Here is a 16232-nt window from a genome sequence, read left to right as displayed (position 1 = left end):
AGCATGCCCGCCGGAACGGGCAAGGCGCCTTTCAAGTTGCTCATCAGAGATGACCTGGCGACTGTCGATGTATAGCAAACTGTTCAAGCGCAAAGACAAAGTCGGTGTCACCGAGCCTACCCTGGACATTCGCAATCAGAGGCCCTGTGCCGGTGAAATTCGGGTCAAAGGCTTGAACGAAACCCTGTTCCTGTCGCCCTTGCCCGTTTACACCGGACAGGTTCAATCATCGCGGCGTAATTTTTCGCAGATGAATGATACCTATCTGGAACTGGGTGGTAGTAACCGGGGGATGGTTGAGCAAGGAAAAATCTTAGCCGCTGGCATTTGGATGGTGTTGTTTACGGCTTTTATCCTTCCAGGCCTTGCCGTTCTATTCGGCGTGCTCTTTTATCCAGAAAATTTCCCTAACCCACTCCATGATTTATTTACCGGTCTCGAGGTATCTACCAAAACTTCTGTTCTGTTTATTCTTCCATTCGGCGCCTATGTATACGGCATGATCTCCAGCGTTTACGAAGCGGCCAAAACCTACCCCGTCCGCTTCAACCGCCAACGCCGCGAAGTCTGTTACGTCGACGGCAAAACCCACCGTGTCCTGATCGTGCCCTGGGAAAGTGTGGTCGCCTGGGTGAGCAACACCCAGGGCGTCACCAGCTATGGCGCCACCCGCCAATACACCTTGGGCATGGGGCTGGAGGATGAGGAACAAGACAGGGTGCAGTTTCTTCTGCTGCCACAGCCCAGCGACGCGCATTCGCTCGGGATGTGGGCGTCGATCCGTAACTATATGGAAGACGGTCAATTGGTGGATACCCCTAGCCCGATAATGGCCTTGGCAGGTCTGATTCCGAGCGAAGACCGGCTCAAACCCTACGAAGGGCTGCACACCTTCGAAGTCGAACGCGAGGACGCTCGCGCGCTGGGCTCGTTAGATGATGGTGGCGAAGATTTAACGGACGAAGAACGAAAGCGCTATGGCTATTCCAAGCGATCCCGATGGCCTTTGCGTTTCTGGTATATCCGTCGGGTGTTTGTGTTCTGGAAGATGCCCTACCTGCTTGCCGAATGGGGCCACCGCAAGGGGCGCCCGACGCTGCCGGAATCCGTGCGGGCATGGTCACAACCGTTGCCACCGGAACAGTGGGCAAAGCCCAGCCCAGCCTTGGTAAAAGCCAATCAGATCGTCAAAGAGGCCATGGACAAGAAAGGCGCGACCTTTGTCGAAGCCTGCAAAGCGGCGGAGTTACATTGATGGCGCGTCAACGGGCAGGGTGGTGATGTTTAGCAAACTGTTCAAACGCAAAGACAAAACCGGCGCCACCGAGCCTGCCCCGGACATTCGCAGTCAGCGGCCTCAGGCCGGTGAAATCCGGGTGAAGGGCTTGAACGAAACCCTGTTCCTGTCGCCGTTGCCGGTTTACACCGGACAGGTTCAATCATCGCGGCGTAATTTTTCGCAGATGAACGACACCTATCTGGAGCTGGGTGGCAATAACAGGGGAATGGTTGAGCAAGGAAAGATTTTCGCGGCGGGTATTTGGATGGCACTGTTTACGGCATTTGTTGTACCTACTCTTATTTCTATAGGACTCGCGATATTTAATCCGCCCGGAATAGATAGAAAGTTTTTCGATCTTATTGGAGGCTTTATAGAAGTGTTTGCTGGCGGCTCGCTTTTACTTATCATTCCAATGGGAGCGTACTTTTATGGAATGATCTCCAGCGTTTACGAAGCGGCAAAAACCTACCCCGTCCGCTTCAACCGCCAACGCCGCGAAGTCTGTTACGTCGACGGCAAAACCCACCGTGTCCTGATCGTGCCCTGGGAAAGTGTGGTCGCCTGGGTGAGCAACACCCAGGGCGTCACCAGCTATGGCGCCACCCGCCAATACACCTTGGGCATGGGGCTGGAGGATGAGGAACAAGACAAAGTGCAGTTTCTCCTGTTGCCACAACCCAGCGACGCCCATTCGCTCGGGATGTGGGCGTCGATCCGTAACTATATGGAAGACGGGCAATTGGTGGATACGCCGAACCCGATGCTGGCCGTGTTGGGGTTGATTCCAACCGGGGATCGGCTCAAGCCTTACGAAGGGCTGCACACTTTTGAGCTCGAACGCGAAGATGCGCGCAGAAGGTGCCACATGAACGACGAGGGTGCCGATCTTTCTGCCAAAGAGCGTGAGCGGTTTGGTTATCCCAAGCGCAGCCCATGGCCCTTGCGATTCTGGTACATCCGTCGCGTGCTGGTGTTCTGGAAGATGCCTTACCTGCTGGCCGAATGGGGACACCGCAAGGGGCGCCCGACGCTGCCGGAATCTGTGCAGGCATGGTCACAACCGTTGCCACCGGAGCAATGGGCAAAGCCCAGCCCGGCCTTGGTAAAAGCCAATCAGATCGTCAAAGAGGCCATGGACAAGAAAGGCGCGACCTTTGTCGAGGCGTGCAAAGCGGCGGGGTTACATTGATGGCGCGTCAACGGGCAGGGTGGTGATGTTTAGCAAACTGTTCAAACGCCAAGACAAAGCCGCCGACACCGAGCCTGCCCCGGACATTCGCAGCCAGCGGCCTCAGGCCGGTGAAATCCGGATCAAGGCCTGACCAAAAGAGGCTGTTCGGAAACACGTCGGCTACTGCATAACGCCTCGATGTCGGCCAGCCGCACAGCAGCCTGGAAAGGCAATTATGAGCACAGCCGGAACAGGGGCAAGGCGACCACCGAAGCGTTGGTGATCCTGGCCCGGAAGCTGGCACGAGTCGCCTTCGCCCTGCTTAAAAGCCAGGGCGAATACATCTCAAAGGGGGCTAAAGTGCCTTGCCCTCAACCATAGAATCTCCCACAGGTTGATCCAGCCGGTGGGGCTTGCCCGGCGATGCTTTCAATCGGCGACCGGCTAATGGGGCGAGAAGATCCGCTTTACACCCACACCATCAAGCACGGCATCGATCAGCGCACGCGCCGTCTCGATGTGCTGCCCCGCGCCGCACACCAGGGAACGGTCGTTGAGCGTGAGGTGATCGACCGCATCGCTGACCGTAGCCTCGGCACATTGCAGCAGATGGCAGGCATGCAGCAGCGCTTCTTCGGCTGGAATGCCGGCGCGGACAGTGAACATGCGGTTGGTGCCGAACGCGGTGTTGGCGGTGGTAGCGTTGGAAAGGTCGATACTGGGGGGATCGGGGACGAGCTTTTTCATGGTTGACCTCAAGTTATGAAGCAACCACGCCTCGCTGCTAAACGAAGGGTGGCAGCTGTACGCGGGTTAGCAGACCGGTAACTCGAGAAACCCGGCGCACCCGAAGGTGCCCCACGTACAACCGCCATATAGCGTTGTGCCGTCGACATCGAGTATTGAGCCGGACTGCTAAATCCGATCGTTGGATTTTCCAACGACGGCAGCAGCCTAGGGCCATGAAGGCCTCGGCACAACAGAGCAACGGCGCCGGAAGTATGATTCAGAATGGTCTGACAGAAAACACCTACAATCTCGCGATTTGTCGATGCGGGTTGTGGGGGCGTTCTTGCGGGCGCTATCGCGGGGCAAGCCCGCTCCCACTGGCGATCTCAAATTCCCGGTGGGAGCGGGCTTGCTCCGCGATGCTTTCAGTCGGCGACCGGCTAATGAGGCGAGAAGATCCGTTGTACGCCAACCCCATCAAGCACGGCATTGATCAGCGCACGCGCCGTCTCGATGTGCTGCCCCGCGCCGCACACCAGGGAACGGTCGTTGAGCGTGAGGTGATCGACCGCATCGCTGACCGTCGCCTCGGCACATTGCAGCAGATGGCGAGCGTGCAGCAGCGCTTCTTCGGCTGGAATACCGGCGCGGACAGCGAACATGCGATTGGTGCCGAACGCAGTGTTGGCGGTGGTTGCATTGGAAAGGTCGATACTGGGGGGATCGGAGACCAATTTCTTCATGACGTGCTCCGAAGGTGCGGTGGAGCGGCCACGCTTCGCTGCTAAACGAAGGGTGGCAGCTATACGCGGGTTAGCAGACCGGGCACCTAGAGCGAAACCGGCGCACCCGAAGGTGCCCCACGTACAGCCGCCATATAGCGGTTTCCGTTGAACTCTAGATGCGCATTCGGACTGCTAAATCCGGTCATTGGATTTTCCAACGACGGCAGAAGCCTAGGCCCATGAAGGGCGCGGCACAACAGAGCAACGGTGGCGGAAGTATGATTCAGAACGGTCTGACAGAAAACACCTACAGCATCACGATTTTTCGCAGATGACTGTCGGAGCTACACTGCGCAGCCGGGGCCCGGGTTGCTTGCAACCTACCTGAGGCGAGGGACTGAACCTTGAGTGGTACCCCTGAAAAGTAGCTCAAGGCCGTCCCCCGCCTGCGACAGTTGCCGAAGATCAGCGCACGCCCGAGTTGCGCAGCGCTGCCGGGGTGAAGTCAGTCATGGTCGGTTGGTAGCTGTAGTCCGTGCCTTGCTTGCTGGCGTTCTGCAGGTTGGAGACCACGTAGCGACCGGCAATCAGGTCATAGACACTGGTTGCGGCATAGGTGGCCTTGCCTTGCTCGTAGTCATTGACCGCATGGCCTTCGCTGACCCGCCACAGTTGCCCGCGCCCGTCGTATTGATCGATGAGGGCCAGCTGCCAGGTGTCTTCGTCAAAGTACATGCGACGCTTGGCATAGATATGGCGCTGGCTCGGCTTGAGCGTGGCTTCCACTTCCCAGACCCGATGCAGCTCGTAGCGGGCCAGGTCCTGGTTGATATGCCCCGGCTTGATGATCTCATCGAGCGTCACCTTGGGTGACCACAGTTTGTAGTTGTTGTAAGGAATGTACATTTCCTTCTTGCCGATCAGCTTCCAGTCATACAGATCCGGTGCGCCGTTGTACATATCGATCTGGTCGACCACCTGCATGCCATCGGCAGCGTTGGCCGGACCATCATAGGCAACTTGCGGCGCACGGCGCACACGGCGCTGGCCGGCGTTGTAGGCCCAGGCCATGCGCGGTTCCTTGATCTGGTCGAGGGTCTCGTGCGCGAGGGTCACGGTGCCGGCCAGACGTGCGGGCGAGACGATGGTCTGAGTGATGTAGTAGAGGATGTTGCTGCTCTTTTGCGGATCGACATCCTTCATCAGCCACGGCGAACCCAGTTTCATCTCGATGACCACCGGGGTGTAGCTGCCATCGACCTGCGGCGCGGCCTGGACCTGGCGCTGGATGTAGTTGGGGCCTTTGTAGCGGGTCAGATGATTCCACACCACCTCAATGCCATTCTTTGGAATCGGAAAAGCATAGTAGTGCGATTGCTCGAAGTTTTTCAGGCCGTTGCCCTCATTGACCGATTCGGTATGCAGGGCACTGGTTTTCACCGCATCGTAGACGTTCTGCGGCGCCGCAGCCGTACGACGGGTGGGATAGACCTCGATCTTGTAGGTGCTGGGGTAACGTTTGAACATCGCCAACTGACCGGCGCTGAGTTTGTCCTTGTACTGCTCGACGTTGGCTGCGGTGATAACGGTCAGTACTTTGTCGTTGGTCAGCGGGTTTTCAAGGAAGCCATTTTTGGCAGCTGCAGCACCGGGCTTGAGGCCACCGTTCCAGGCGGGGATGCTGCCGTCGGCGTTACCGGCTTTTTCGGCGCCCAGGGGAGTCAGGAGCGTGCCGAGCTTTGCCGCTTCCTGTGGCGAGACGGCGGCCAGGGCGCTGCCTGCCAACAACGACAAAGCCAATGCGCCGGATTGAAAGATAGCGATCGTATTCATGTGGATTCTCTGCCTTTGAGTGTTCAGAAGTTCACGCCGAAACTGAGCGCAACGAAATCACGGTCGGTCAGGGTGTTGAAGTCACCGCCAAAGTAGTCGGTGTAACTCAGGCTGGCGGTATAGGTGCTGCGGTAGTCGGCATCCACGCCGATGCTTACCGCCTTGTTGCCTTCTTCGAAGTTCGGCCCGTAGCCCTGTACATCATGTGACCAGGCCAGGTTGGGCGAGAGGTTGATGCCGGCGACGACGTTGGTGTAGTTGAGGATCGCCCGTGCGCGGTAGCCCCAGGAGTGGGTGGTGTAGAACCCGTTGTTGTTGCACTCCTGCTGCGGATTGCTCGCGGCAGGGGTGCCCACACCTGTACCCGCGCACACTGCATTGAGGCCACCGGGGTACTCGCCGGCACCGAAAACCGGGTTGCGGCCGAAGCGAATCTCGCTGCCATCGGCGCTGCCGAGGCCGTTGATGCGGTTGTAGCCGACTTCGCCAACCAGCACTAAACGTTCAGCGCCCAGGACCTGGTCGATGAACTGGGTAGCGGTGACTTGCGCCTGCAGCACCGGCATACGCTTGTAACCGCTGATCACGCCATTGTTGTAGCTGACAGGTGAGATACCGACCGGCCCTGCAGTGGCGTTGATGGCGGCGAGGTTGAGGTCGGGGGTGCTGATCTGCAGGGGCATGTTCGGCCGGTAGCTGAGTTCGCCGCCGACTGAGGTACCCATCACGTTGGTCTGAAAGCTCAGGCCGTAGAGACGGATGTCTTCTGGATAGTCGATGAAATAGCTGGCGCTGCGGATCCGCTGGACCTGATTCTGCGCGGCCAGCAACGGGTTGTTCGAGGTGCTGGGCGCAATCGGCGTACCGGTAAAGCTGACGTAGGGGTTGCGGCTGTGATAGTTCATCGCATAGATGCCGAACTCGGTATCTTCGAACTCCGGTACAAACCAGCGCAGCGCCAGGCCGAACTGACCGCTGTCACGCGCATCGCGATCCTTGGAACGCGGCAGGTAAACGTTGTCCAGGCCCGCCGCCACGGCCTGCAGCCCGCCGGTGTTGCTCGCCTCACCGGGCTTGAGGTCCAGGCCCGCGAGCACCTGGCGGTCATCGCAACCCTGAGCGATGCCATCGAGGCTGAAGAAGGTGCCGCAGTTGTCGACCACGGTCTTTTCCCATTCGATCTGGTAGAAACCTTCAAGGGTGAGGTTCTCCGCCAGGCCCTGGGACAGGTAGAACATGTTCACCGGCACCAGGCCTTCCTTGACCTCGGCACCGGGGCGGCGCAGGGCGGCGACGTCGACCGGGTTGATGGCGTTGATACCGTTCTGGATGAAGGTGCTTTCACCCCAGCTCACCACCTGTTTGCCCAGGCGTACGTTGCCGGCCAGATCGTCGATGCTGTAGTTGTGGTAGACGAAGGTATCGAGAAACTGGGCGCCCTTGGTGCGCGCGGATTGGTCCCGTCCGTTGTCGGAGATGTCATAGAAGTGCTGGTGGCCGTCGGCCAGTTCCGCGTCGTACCAGTATTTGCCGCGGATGAACACACCGCTGTCGCGGTATTTCAGTTCCAGGTCGTGCACGCCTTTGAAAATGGTCGAGAAGGCTTCGCCCGACTTGAAGTTCAAACGACCGTCATCAATCACCCGCGCCGACCCGCTGCCGTCGACACCCTGTGAGTTGAAGTTGGAAATGAATGTGCGATCGGCCCCGGTGGTCGACCAGCTTGACCCGATCGACAGCGAGGAATCGAATTGCCCTTCGATTTCCCCCAGGGTGAACTCAACCGCACCCACCTGGGCGCTGATGCCCAGGGTGACAGCCGCAGCCAGCAGGTGTAGCTGGAAAGAACCGTGTTTTATTGTTGTTGTCATGCGGTACTCCGATGAGTGTTGTCAAACAGCCCCATTACGCTATGGCAGCGGAATTTTTTTTGTTCCCCCTCAGGGAGGGGGGGCAGGGCAGGTCGTTTGTCTGCTATCAGGCCGTGCGATCACCAGGCTGCAACGTGGCTTGCAGGTAATCGGCGCACAGGGCTTCATGGCGGTCGCTATGGCCCAGCAGCAGGTCGGCGACCACAGCACGCTTGTAGTAATGGCCGATGCTGCATTCTTCGCTGGTACCGATGCCGCCATGCAGCTGGATGGCCTGGGCGCAGACCGATTTGGCGGTACGGCCGATCAAGGCCTTGGCCTGCGAAATCCGTAGTTGCCTTTCGTCGGCGTGATCGTTGTTGATCGAATCCAGCAGGGCCATCAGCATTGACCGGGCCATTTCGAGGTCGGCGGCCATGTCGGCGATGCGATGTTGCAGGGCCTGAAAACGGCCAATCGGCATGCCGAACTGCTCGCGGATCTTCAGGTAGTCGGCGGTGAGCTCAATGGCCTTCTCCATGACCCCGACCAACTCTGCGCACAGCGCTGCGGTGGCGTGCGCCAGGCCGTGCTGCAGTGCCGTCAGGCCACTGCCAGGCGCGCCCAGCAGGGCATCGCTACTGACCCATACGTTGTCCAACTGCACCTGGGCAGCCCAGCTGCCATCGTGCAGCGGCAGTGCCTGACGGCTCAGACCGGAACTGGCGGCGTCGACCAGGAACAGCGAAACCCCTTGCGCAGTCAGCGCCGAGACGATCAACACCGCAGCGTCGGCACCGCCGAGGACCAGCGTCTTGACGCCGTGCAGGCGGTAGCCACCGTCGACGGCATCCGCGCGTAGCTGTACCGGTTGTGGCAGGCCACGCGATTGCACTTCGCTGTACGCCAGGGCGAGCCGGCGTGAACCATCGGCCAGCGCTGGGACCCATTGATCCAGTTGCGCCGGGGTCGCGGCGGCGACCAAGGTTTGTGCGGCCAGCACGGCGCTACCCACAAAGGGCTCGAGCACCAGGCCGCGGCCGAACTCGTGGGCGATCAGTACGGTGTCGATAATCGAGCCGCCGAGGCCACCGAATGCCTCAGGCAACGCGGCGCAGAGCCAGCCATTGGCGGCAAACGTCGGCCAGTGCGCCGCACTGCCGGCCAGGCCGGTCTGGACCTGGGCGGAGCGGGCCTGGAAGGGGTAATCCTTGTCGATGAAACGGCGCACGCTGTCTTGCAGCATTTGCTGCTCGTAGTCGAGAGAGAAATTCATGCTGGGTTGGCCTGTTCAGAGTTGGAACTGCAGCTTGGCGATGATGCCGCGTTGTACTTCGCTGGTACCGCCATAGATCGTCGAGGCTCGGCGAAAGAGCATCTCCATGGCGATACCGCGAGCGATGTCCTCTGCTGGCAGTGGGAGGGCCTGCAGCGTGAGGTTTTCCGGCGTCGGGTACGCCACGGCGCCGTATTCGCCCAGTGCCTCAACCATGAATTCGGTCATGCGTTGCTGCAGCTCGGTGCCGCGCACTTTCAGCATCGAACCCAGGGCGTGGGCGGCGGGGCTGTGATCGCGCGCCTGTTCCATGGCCGCGACGCGCTTGACCAGCATGGCGATGGCGGTGACCTGGGCTTCGAAGCGCGCCAGTTGCAGCGCAAACTCACGCTGCTCGATCAGCGCGCCCGTGCCGACCCGCTGGCTGCTCGCCAGTTGCTTGAGTTGCAGCAGATAGCGGCGAAGGATCGGCAGGTCGGCAGCGGTGGCATGTTCGTTGTTGAGCAGGAACTTGGTGATCTTCCAGCCGTCGCCTTCGGCACCGATGCGGTTACCTACCGGTACGCGCACGTTATCGAAGAACACCTCATTGAGGTGGTGACAGCCATCGATGCTGTGAATGGGACGAACACTGATCCCGGGCGAGCGCATGTCCACCAGCAGAAAGCTGATACCGGCCTGCTTTTTCGCCTCAGCATCGGTGCGCACCAGCAGGAATATCCAGTCGGCCTGATGGGCGTAGCTGGTCCAGATTTTCTGGCCGTTGACCACATACTCATCGCCGTCGCGCTCGGCGCGGGTACGCAGTGATGCCAGGTCCGAACCTGAGCCCGGTTCCGAGAAGCCCTGACACCAGAGCCGGTCGCCATTGAAGATGGCAGGCAGATGCGCGGCCTTCTGTTCGGCTGTGGCGAAGGCGTTCAGCACCGGGCCGAGCAATTTCTGGGCGAACCCGTCCTGGGTGGGGGTTCCGGCCGCTACGCATTCTTCATCGAATATCAATCGTTGCAGCACGCTCCAGCCGGTACCGCCGTGCTCCTGAGGCCAGTACGGCGCGCCCCAGCCTTTGGCGTTGAGAATGCGTTGCCAGCGGATCAGGTCGGCCAGTGCCGAGCGGATACTCGCGCTGGGTTTGCCTGCCAGGTCGGCGGGCAGGTTGTGGTGCAGGAACTCACGCACTTGCTGGCGGAATGCAGTGAGGCCCTGGTCGGGGTGAAAGTCCATGCTCAGGCTCCATCGGAGGATAGGGGAGGCGACGCCGAGCGCATCGGTCTGGCCTTGTCTGGAGCAGGCGACCCGTCGTACGCACCCGCCCATCCTAGGAAGGGCAGCCCGGCAATTCGCCCCCTCTGTACGAGGGGTGCTTTTTTTTTCCGGCGAAAACTACCGTGGCCCACAGGCTGAAAAAGCCGGCATCCCCGCTCAAGGGCTGGTGACCTCCTTTCCTCTCAAGGCAGACAGCATGGAAAACATCTACATCGTTGGCGTCGGCATGACCACGTTCGGCCGGCACATGGACAAGAGCATCAAGCAACTGACCGCGTGGGCGGTGCAAGACGCGCTCAAGGATGCCGGGTGCGACAGAAAATGGGTGCAGGCCGCGTTCTTTGGCAACACCACCCAGGGCCACTTCGAGGGCCAGCACATGATCCGCGGGCAGGTTGCCTTGCTGCCGCTTGGCTTCGACGGGATTCCGATTTTCAACCTGGAGGCTGCCTGCGCGTCGTCGAGCATGGCGTTCAACCTGGCCGTCACCCAGTTGCGCGCCGGTGCTGCTGATGTGGTGCTGGCGGTGGGGGCGGAGAAGATGTATTCGCACGACAAAGCCAAGATGTTCAGCGCCTTTGACTCGGCCTGGGATATCGAAACCCAGGACGAAAACGCCAGCTGGCTTGCGGCCCTGGGCAAGGGCATCGTGCCGCCACCCGGCTCGCAGTCGGACAAGCCGTACAGCCCGTTCATGGACGTGTATGCCGCTCTCGGGCGCGGTTTCATGGCGCGCTTCGATATCACCCAGCGTCAGATCGCTGCTGCCTCGGCGAAGAACCACGTCCACTCGGTACACAACGAACGCTCACAGTACCGGATGCCGATGACCATCGAGGAGGTCCTGGCTGCGCCGCCGGTGACCTATCCGATCACAGTGCCGATGTGTTCACCGATTTCTGACGGTGCTTCGGCGGCAATCCTGTGCACCGAGTCAGCGTTGAAAAAGTATGGCTTTGACCGCCACCGTGCGATTCGCGTCATGGCCAGTGTGGTGCGCTCAGCCTCTGCGCGGGCGGTGGATGACTACGCCAATGCCTGCACCAGGCTGTGCGCCGAGGCTGCGTTCAAGCAGGCCGGTATCGCCCCGGGCGAGATCGATGTGGCCGAGCTGCACGACGCCTCGGCGGTCGGCGAATTGATGCTGTTCGAAAGCCTCGGACTGCGCGAGCCGGGCATGAGCGGCATTCTCGCCGAACGCGGCGAAACCTCGATCGGCGGCTCGATCCCGATCAACCCCTCAGGTGGACTGCAATCGAAGGGGCACCCGGTGGGCGCCACCGGCCTGGGACAGATTTTCGAACTGGTTGAACAACTGCGTGGCAATTGTGCCAAGCGCCAGGTCGAAGGCGCGCGCTTCGCCGCCCAGGTCAATGGCGGCGGCTTGTGGCGGGTCGAAGAAAGCTGCGAGCACATCGCCATTCTTGGCCGGGTCTGAGCGATACCGACGCAGCGCTTTACCCCGGTGTGAGTGAGCCCATCGCCCAACAGGGTGATTGTCGCGCGCCGGATCAGGCGCAAGGATGTTGGGCAGATGCAAGGCACCCTTTGTTCCCTGGTGTCTGCCGGACGTTGAAAACCCCCATTTAGAAGGAGTGCAGTATGTCCATCGTTGATAGTCAGGATAAGGAGTGTCGAGCATGGCCCGTGCTGAAGTAACGCTGTGCGCAATCATCGCCAATCGCGCCGAAAGCAATCCCGACTTTCCTGTCCTGACCATAGAAGGCGCGGGGGTACGCGAGGATGAAGTCCGCACCTACCGCCAACTCTGGGAAAACGGTCAACGGATTGCCCGGCTGTTGATCGATTTCGGCATTGCCCCGGGCGATCATTTCGCCCTGGTCATGGCCAACCATCCGCAGTTTATCGAGTTGATGATCGGCGCTTCGATCGCCGGTGCGGTGTGTGTCCCGATTGACCCGCGGACCCGTGGCGACAAGTTGTCGTTCATGTTCGACAACGCGCGCTGCAAGGGGGTATTCGCCGCTGACTATGCGCTGGATCACGTCTGTTCAGTGCGCGACCGGGTGCCTTCCCTGGAGTGGGTGGTCGGCCTTGATAGCGATGAAGGCGACTGTCGGGTTGCTGACTATCCCGGTGTATTCCAATGGTCGCGGGTCATGCCGCAGGCGCTGCCCGCTATCGAGTCGAGATCGACCGCTGCCAGTGCCTTGCAGATCATCTTCACCTCCGGTACCACAGGCGATCCCAAAGGCATCGTGATGACCCACGAACGCCTGTGCACGGCCATGTCCCTGGCGCCGCTGATGACCGGCTATCGCCGCGATGACTGCCTGTATTCAGGGCTATCGTTGACCCACGGCAACGCCCAGGTCATGACCCTTGGCCCGGCGCTGGTCATGGGCTTGCGTTGTGTGTTGTCTCGACGTTTCACCAAGTCGCGGCTGTTCGATATCACCCGCCAGTACGGCTGCACTTCATTCACCCTGCTCGGCGGCATGACCACCGCAATCCTGACAAATGCGCCACGACCGGACGATGCACAGAATCCGGTGCGCCTGGTGGTCTCGGCCGGTATGCCGGCGGTGATCTGGAGCACCTTCGAGGCACGTTTCAACGTCGACATCCTGGAATTTTACGGCTGTGCCGAGGGTGGCCTGACGTTCCGTCCTGTCGGTACCGGGCCGATCGGCAGCATCGGCAAGCCGGTGCCGAGCATGCAGCACCGGATCGTCGACGAGCAGGGCGTCGATGTAGCGCCCGGCGCACCGGGCGAGTTGCTGTTCCGCTCGGCCGATGGCACCCCATTCACTGTCGAGTACTTCAACAACCCGGCCGCCTCGCAGAACAAATGCCGCGATGGCTGGTTGTGGACGGGCGACATCGTGCGTGAGGACGAAAACGGTTGGTTGTACTTCCTCTATCGCAGCGGCGGTGGCATTCGTGCCAACGGTGATTTCATCAACCCCGGCTTTGTCGAGAAAGCCATCGTCGATTGCGACAACGTCGATGACGTCTATGTCTGGGGCGTCGAGGCCGCCAGTGGTGCGCCGGGAGAAAAGGACGTGGTCGCCAGCGTCGTACCGGCCAGGCCGGAGGCGTTCGATGCGCAGGCAATCTTTCGCGCCTGCCGCAGCAAGCTCGAGGCGAACTTTGTGCCCAAGTACATCCAGGTGCTCAGGGAAATTCCCAAAACAGCCTCTGAAAAACCCCAGGACCGTCATCTGCTGGAGATGTTCGATCCCCACAGCGGTTCGGTCTTTACCGAAGTGCGGCACAGCTGAAACAGCGACAACTCAATCACTGAACTCACCGATGGGACACATCCATGACTGCCAAAAATCCAATCGTGCTGTATGGCGTTAGCGGTTACACCGGGCAACTGGTTGCCGAATACCTGACCAAGCGCAAGCTGCCGTTCATCGCGGCCGGACGCAACCGCGACAAGATCGAAGAAGCCCTGCGCAAGGTGCCTGGGCAACACAATGTACAGATCGAAGTCGTCGAGCACGATGAAGCATCGCTGACTCGCCTGCTGGACGGCGCGAAAGTGGTGATCAACATGGTCGGCCCTTATGGGCAACTGGGTGAGCCGGTGGTCAAGGCGGCGCTCAGCACCGGGGTGCACTATATCGACACCACCGGTGAGCAGGACTGGGGCGTGCTGCTGCGCGATCAGTACGGCCAGGCCTTCGCCGACAAGGGCCTGCTGCTCTCGCCGTGCTGCGCCTATCTGGGCGTCTACGGCATGCTGGCGGCCGAGATCGCCCTGGAAGACCCGGAGATCGATTCGCTGGAGATTCTCTATGATCCGCGGGCGACCCCGACCTACGCCTCGTCGCTGTCATTCATGCGCATGATCTGCCTGCCCAACCCCTACAAGGAAGGCGGCAAGATGGCCACCTGGCCGGCCATCCCCAACTTCGAAGTGAACGTGCCGGGCACCCACGTGACGCACCAGGGCTTCCCATGGGGTGGTGGCTTCGAACCGATCTGGCTGGCGCACGATGAGCGCGTGCAGAACTGCCGGATGATCGTAGCCGTGCCCAAAGGCCCGATGGTCGATTACCTGATTGGCAAGATGACCCAGTACCAGGAGTTGACCAAGACCAAAACCGCCGCCGAACTGGAAGAAATTACCAACGCCTGGGGGCACGAAATTGCCCCGGATTCGGCCGGCCTGCCGCGCGAGAACCCCAAGGTCAACCGCATGCTCCTGTCCTGCTACGGACGCGGCGTCAACGGTGGCAAGCACGTGGTCATGTACTCCAACTGCGGCTACATCGGCACCGGCGCATTGTGCGCCGAAGCGGCTCTGCGCATTGTCACCGACCGTCTCAAGGCGGTTGGCTTCCAGCCGGTTACGCGTGCCTTCGGCCACCGTGAGCTGATTGCGGCGCTGGCCGAGGACGGTCTGCATTGCCGTACCGAGAAAACTTTCTGATCGCCTGCAAAACAGGTTCGGTTGAACAGTGACACAGGTGCGGCTGCGCACCGAGGAGTTTGAGTTGAAACGATTGGCAGGCAATGTGGCAGTGATCACCGGTGGTGCCGGTGATATCGGCTCGGCAACGGCAAAGCTGTTCGTTGAGCAAGGGGCTTTTGTGGTACTGGTGGACCGCGACGAGGCGAACCTCAAGCGTGCCGTTGCAGCGCTTGACAGTGATGCTGTCAGCTATGTGGTTGCCGATGTGTGCGACGAAGCCCAGGTCCGGGGTTATATCGACAGCGCCTTGCAGCGTCATGGCCGGATCGACACGCTGTTTTGCAATGCCGGCATTGAGGGTGTGGCCGCGCCTGTTGTCGATTACCCGATCGATGTATTCCATCGGGTCCTGGCCGTCAACGTGATGGGCGTCATGCTGGGCCTCAAGTATGCGCTGCCGCACCTGCAAAAGCAGGGCAGCGGCAGTGTGATCATTACCTCATCCATTGCCGGCTTGCGTGCCGTTCCGCTGTTCTCGGCCTATGTCACCAGCAAGCATGCGGTGATTGGCTTGATGCGCTCCGCTGTGCAGGAAACCGCGCGCTCTGGCGTGCGCATAAACACCATCCATCCCTCGCCGATCGCTGGGCGCATGATGGAATCGATTGCCGAAGGCGCCGCGCCAGGTGCCGCTGCGGCGGCGCGTGCCCAGACCGAGGCGGGCATCCCCGCGGGGCGTTACGGCCAACCGGAGGAAGTGGCGCACCTGGCACTGTTTCTCGCCAGTGATGAAAGCCGCTTTTGCACCGGTGGCACCTACTCGGTCGATGGCGGTATGTCGGGGGCCTGAGTCGGGCTTGGCGCACTGTTCAATTCTTCATGCCGCAACGTGATAACAATAAGGAACAACACCATGCCACGTATGCAAGACAAGATCTGCCTGGTGACCGGTGGTGCCAGCGGTATCGGCTTCGCCAGCGCCAGACGCCTGGCCCAGGAAGGCGCAAAAGTGCTGATCACCGACATCGATGCAGCCGCCGGCGAAGCCGCTGCGGCATCCTTGGTTGACGAGGGTCTGCTGGTGCAGTTTGCCCGCCACGATGTGTGCTCGCGCGATGACTGGGAAGCGGTGATCGCAGCCGCCAGGGAAATGGGCGGTGCCATCGAGGTTTTGGTCAATAACGCCGGTATTCCCGGCGTGGGACCTATCGAGCAGTTGAGTTGGGCTGACTGGCGCAAGACCCTGGACATCAACCTGGATGGCGTTTTTCACGGCATCCAGCTGGGTATCCGCGAGATGAAGGACAACGGCGGCTCGATCATCAACCTGGCATCGATTGAAGGGCTGCTGGGTGAGCCCATGGTGCCCGCTTACTGCGCCAGTAAAGGCGCGGTGCGCTTGCTGAGCAAGTCCACTGCCGCCTACTGTGCCAAGGCCGGTTATCCGATCCGGATCAACACGGTTTGCCCGGGTTTCGTCGAAACCCCGTTGCTTGTCAAAGCGGTATCGCAACTACCGCCAGAGGTGGCGCAGGCGCTGCAGGAAAAGGTGTTGGGCCGAACGCCGATGAAGCGTATGGCGCAACCGCTGGAAGTGGCCAATGCGGTGTTGTACCTGGCCAGCGATGAGTCGAGCTATGTCACCGGTTCCGATCTGGTGATTGACGGCGGCTATACCGCCGCCTGAGGCCAGGACCAAGGGTAGTAGCCCTG

General features: G+C 60.5%; 13 protein-coding genes and 1 pseudogene. 8 read left to right on the top strand and 6 right to left on the bottom strand.

Translation table 11 applies throughout. From position 1 onward, the window contains the following. From NPS47_RS23960 to NPS47_RS23950, 3 genes and pseudogenes are all read left to right on the top strand, one after another. Nucleotides 1-1255, top strand: a 1255-nt coding sequence (locus tag NPS47_RS23960) for a DUF6708 domain-containing protein (RefSeq protein WP_274297222.1), incomplete at its 5' end; no start/stop codon positions are given. 25 nt (nucleotides 1256-1280) lie between these two features. Next, entirely contained in the window at nucleotides 1281-2471 is a 1191-nt protein-coding gene (locus NPS47_RS23955) for a DUF6708 domain-containing protein (protein WP_274297221.1), read from the top strand. A 129-nt stretch (nucleotides 2472-2600) separates the two neighbouring features. After that, nucleotides 2601-2834, top strand: a pseudogene (locus tag NPS47_RS23950) (IS110 family transposase); the annotation flags it as partial. A 63-nt stretch (nucleotides 2835-2897) separates the two neighbouring features. On the opposite strand, the gene NPS47_RS23945 reads toward NPS47_RS23950, so the two are convergent. The 6 genes from NPS47_RS23945 to NPS47_RS23920 all read right to left on the bottom strand — a co-directional run bounded on the left by NPS47_RS23945 (nucleotide 2898) and on the right by NPS47_RS23920 (nucleotide 10090). Next, nucleotides 2898-3200 (bottom strand): DUF6124 family protein, encoded by a 303-nt coding sequence (locus NPS47_RS23945; protein ID WP_274297220.1) that lies wholly within the window; start codon nucleotides 3198-3200, stop codon nucleotides 2898-2900. Between the two features lie 422 nt (nucleotides 3201-3622). Continuing rightward, nucleotides 3623-3925, bottom strand: a complete 303-nt coding sequence (locus tag NPS47_RS23940; RefSeq protein WP_274297219.1) for a DUF6124 family protein — start codon at nucleotides 3923-3925, stop codon at nucleotides 3623-3625. Between the two features lie 447 nt (nucleotides 3926-4372). Next, nucleotides 4373-5740, bottom strand: a complete 1368-nt coding sequence (locus NPS47_RS23935) for a DUF1329 domain-containing protein (RefSeq protein ID WP_274297218.1) — start codon at nucleotides 5738-5740, stop codon at nucleotides 4373-4375. Nucleotides 5741-5763: 23 nt separating this feature from the next. Next, a complete protein-coding gene (locus NPS47_RS23930) occupies nucleotides 5764-7611 on the bottom strand; it encodes a DUF1302 domain-containing protein (protein WP_274297217.1) in 1848 nt (615 codons plus the stop codon). Between the two features lie 106 nt (nucleotides 7612-7717). Then, nucleotides 7718-8866, bottom strand: a complete 1149-nt coding sequence (locus tag NPS47_RS23925) for an acyl-CoA dehydrogenase family protein (RefSeq protein WP_274297216.1) — start codon at nucleotides 8864-8866, stop codon at nucleotides 7718-7720. A gap of 15 nt (nucleotides 8867-8881) precedes the next feature. Further along, nucleotides 8882-10090 carry an acyl-CoA dehydrogenase family protein gene (locus tag NPS47_RS23920; protein ID WP_274297215.1) on the bottom strand — a complete coding sequence of 403 codons (1209 nt, stop codon included), beginning with the start codon at nucleotides 10088-10090 and terminating at the stop codon, nucleotides 8882-8884. A gap of 238 nt (nucleotides 10091-10328) precedes the next feature. Between NPS47_RS23920 and NPS47_RS23915 the strand changes: the two genes are divergently transcribed. From NPS47_RS23915 to NPS47_RS23895, 5 genes are all read left to right on the top strand, one after another. Continuing rightward, entirely contained in the window at nucleotides 10329-11570 is a 1242-nt protein-coding gene (locus NPS47_RS23915) for a thiolase family protein (RefSeq protein ID WP_274297214.1), read from the top strand. Between the two features lie 202 nt (nucleotides 11571-11772). Next, nucleotides 11773-13377: an AMP-binding protein gene (locus tag NPS47_RS23910; RefSeq protein WP_274297213.1), complete on the top strand. Its 1605-nt coding sequence runs from the start codon at nucleotides 11773-11775 to the stop codon at nucleotides 13375-13377. A 44-nt stretch (nucleotides 13378-13421) separates the two neighbouring features. Continuing rightward, on the top strand, nucleotides 13422-14537 hold the full coding sequence (locus NPS47_RS23905) for a saccharopine dehydrogenase family protein (protein WP_274297212.1): 1116 nt from the start codon (nucleotides 13422-13424) through the stop codon (nucleotides 14535-14537). A gap of 64 nt (nucleotides 14538-14601) precedes the next feature. Then, complete coding sequence (locus tag NPS47_RS23900; RefSeq protein ID WP_274297211.1) at nucleotides 14602-15369, top strand: SDR family NAD(P)-dependent oxidoreductase; 768 nt, start codon at nucleotides 14602-14604, stop codon at nucleotides 15367-15369. Nucleotides 15370-15432: 63 nt separating this feature from the next. Further along, the gene (locus NPS47_RS23895) at nucleotides 15433-16206 is read left to right on the top strand and encodes a glucose 1-dehydrogenase (RefSeq protein ID WP_274297210.1); all 774 of its coding nucleotides are present in this window, start codon (nucleotides 15433-15435) and stop codon (nucleotides 16204-16206) included. Nucleotides 16207-16232: the final 26 nt, after the last annotated feature.

The organism is Pseudomonas putida (assembly GCF_028682475.1).
GTDB lineage: Bacteria > Pseudomonadota > Gammaproteobacteria > Pseudomonadales > Pseudomonadaceae > Aquipseudomonas > Aquipseudomonas putida_AG.
Note: the sequence above shows the minus strand (reverse complement) of the source record. Positions and strands in the feature narration are given on the sequence as shown.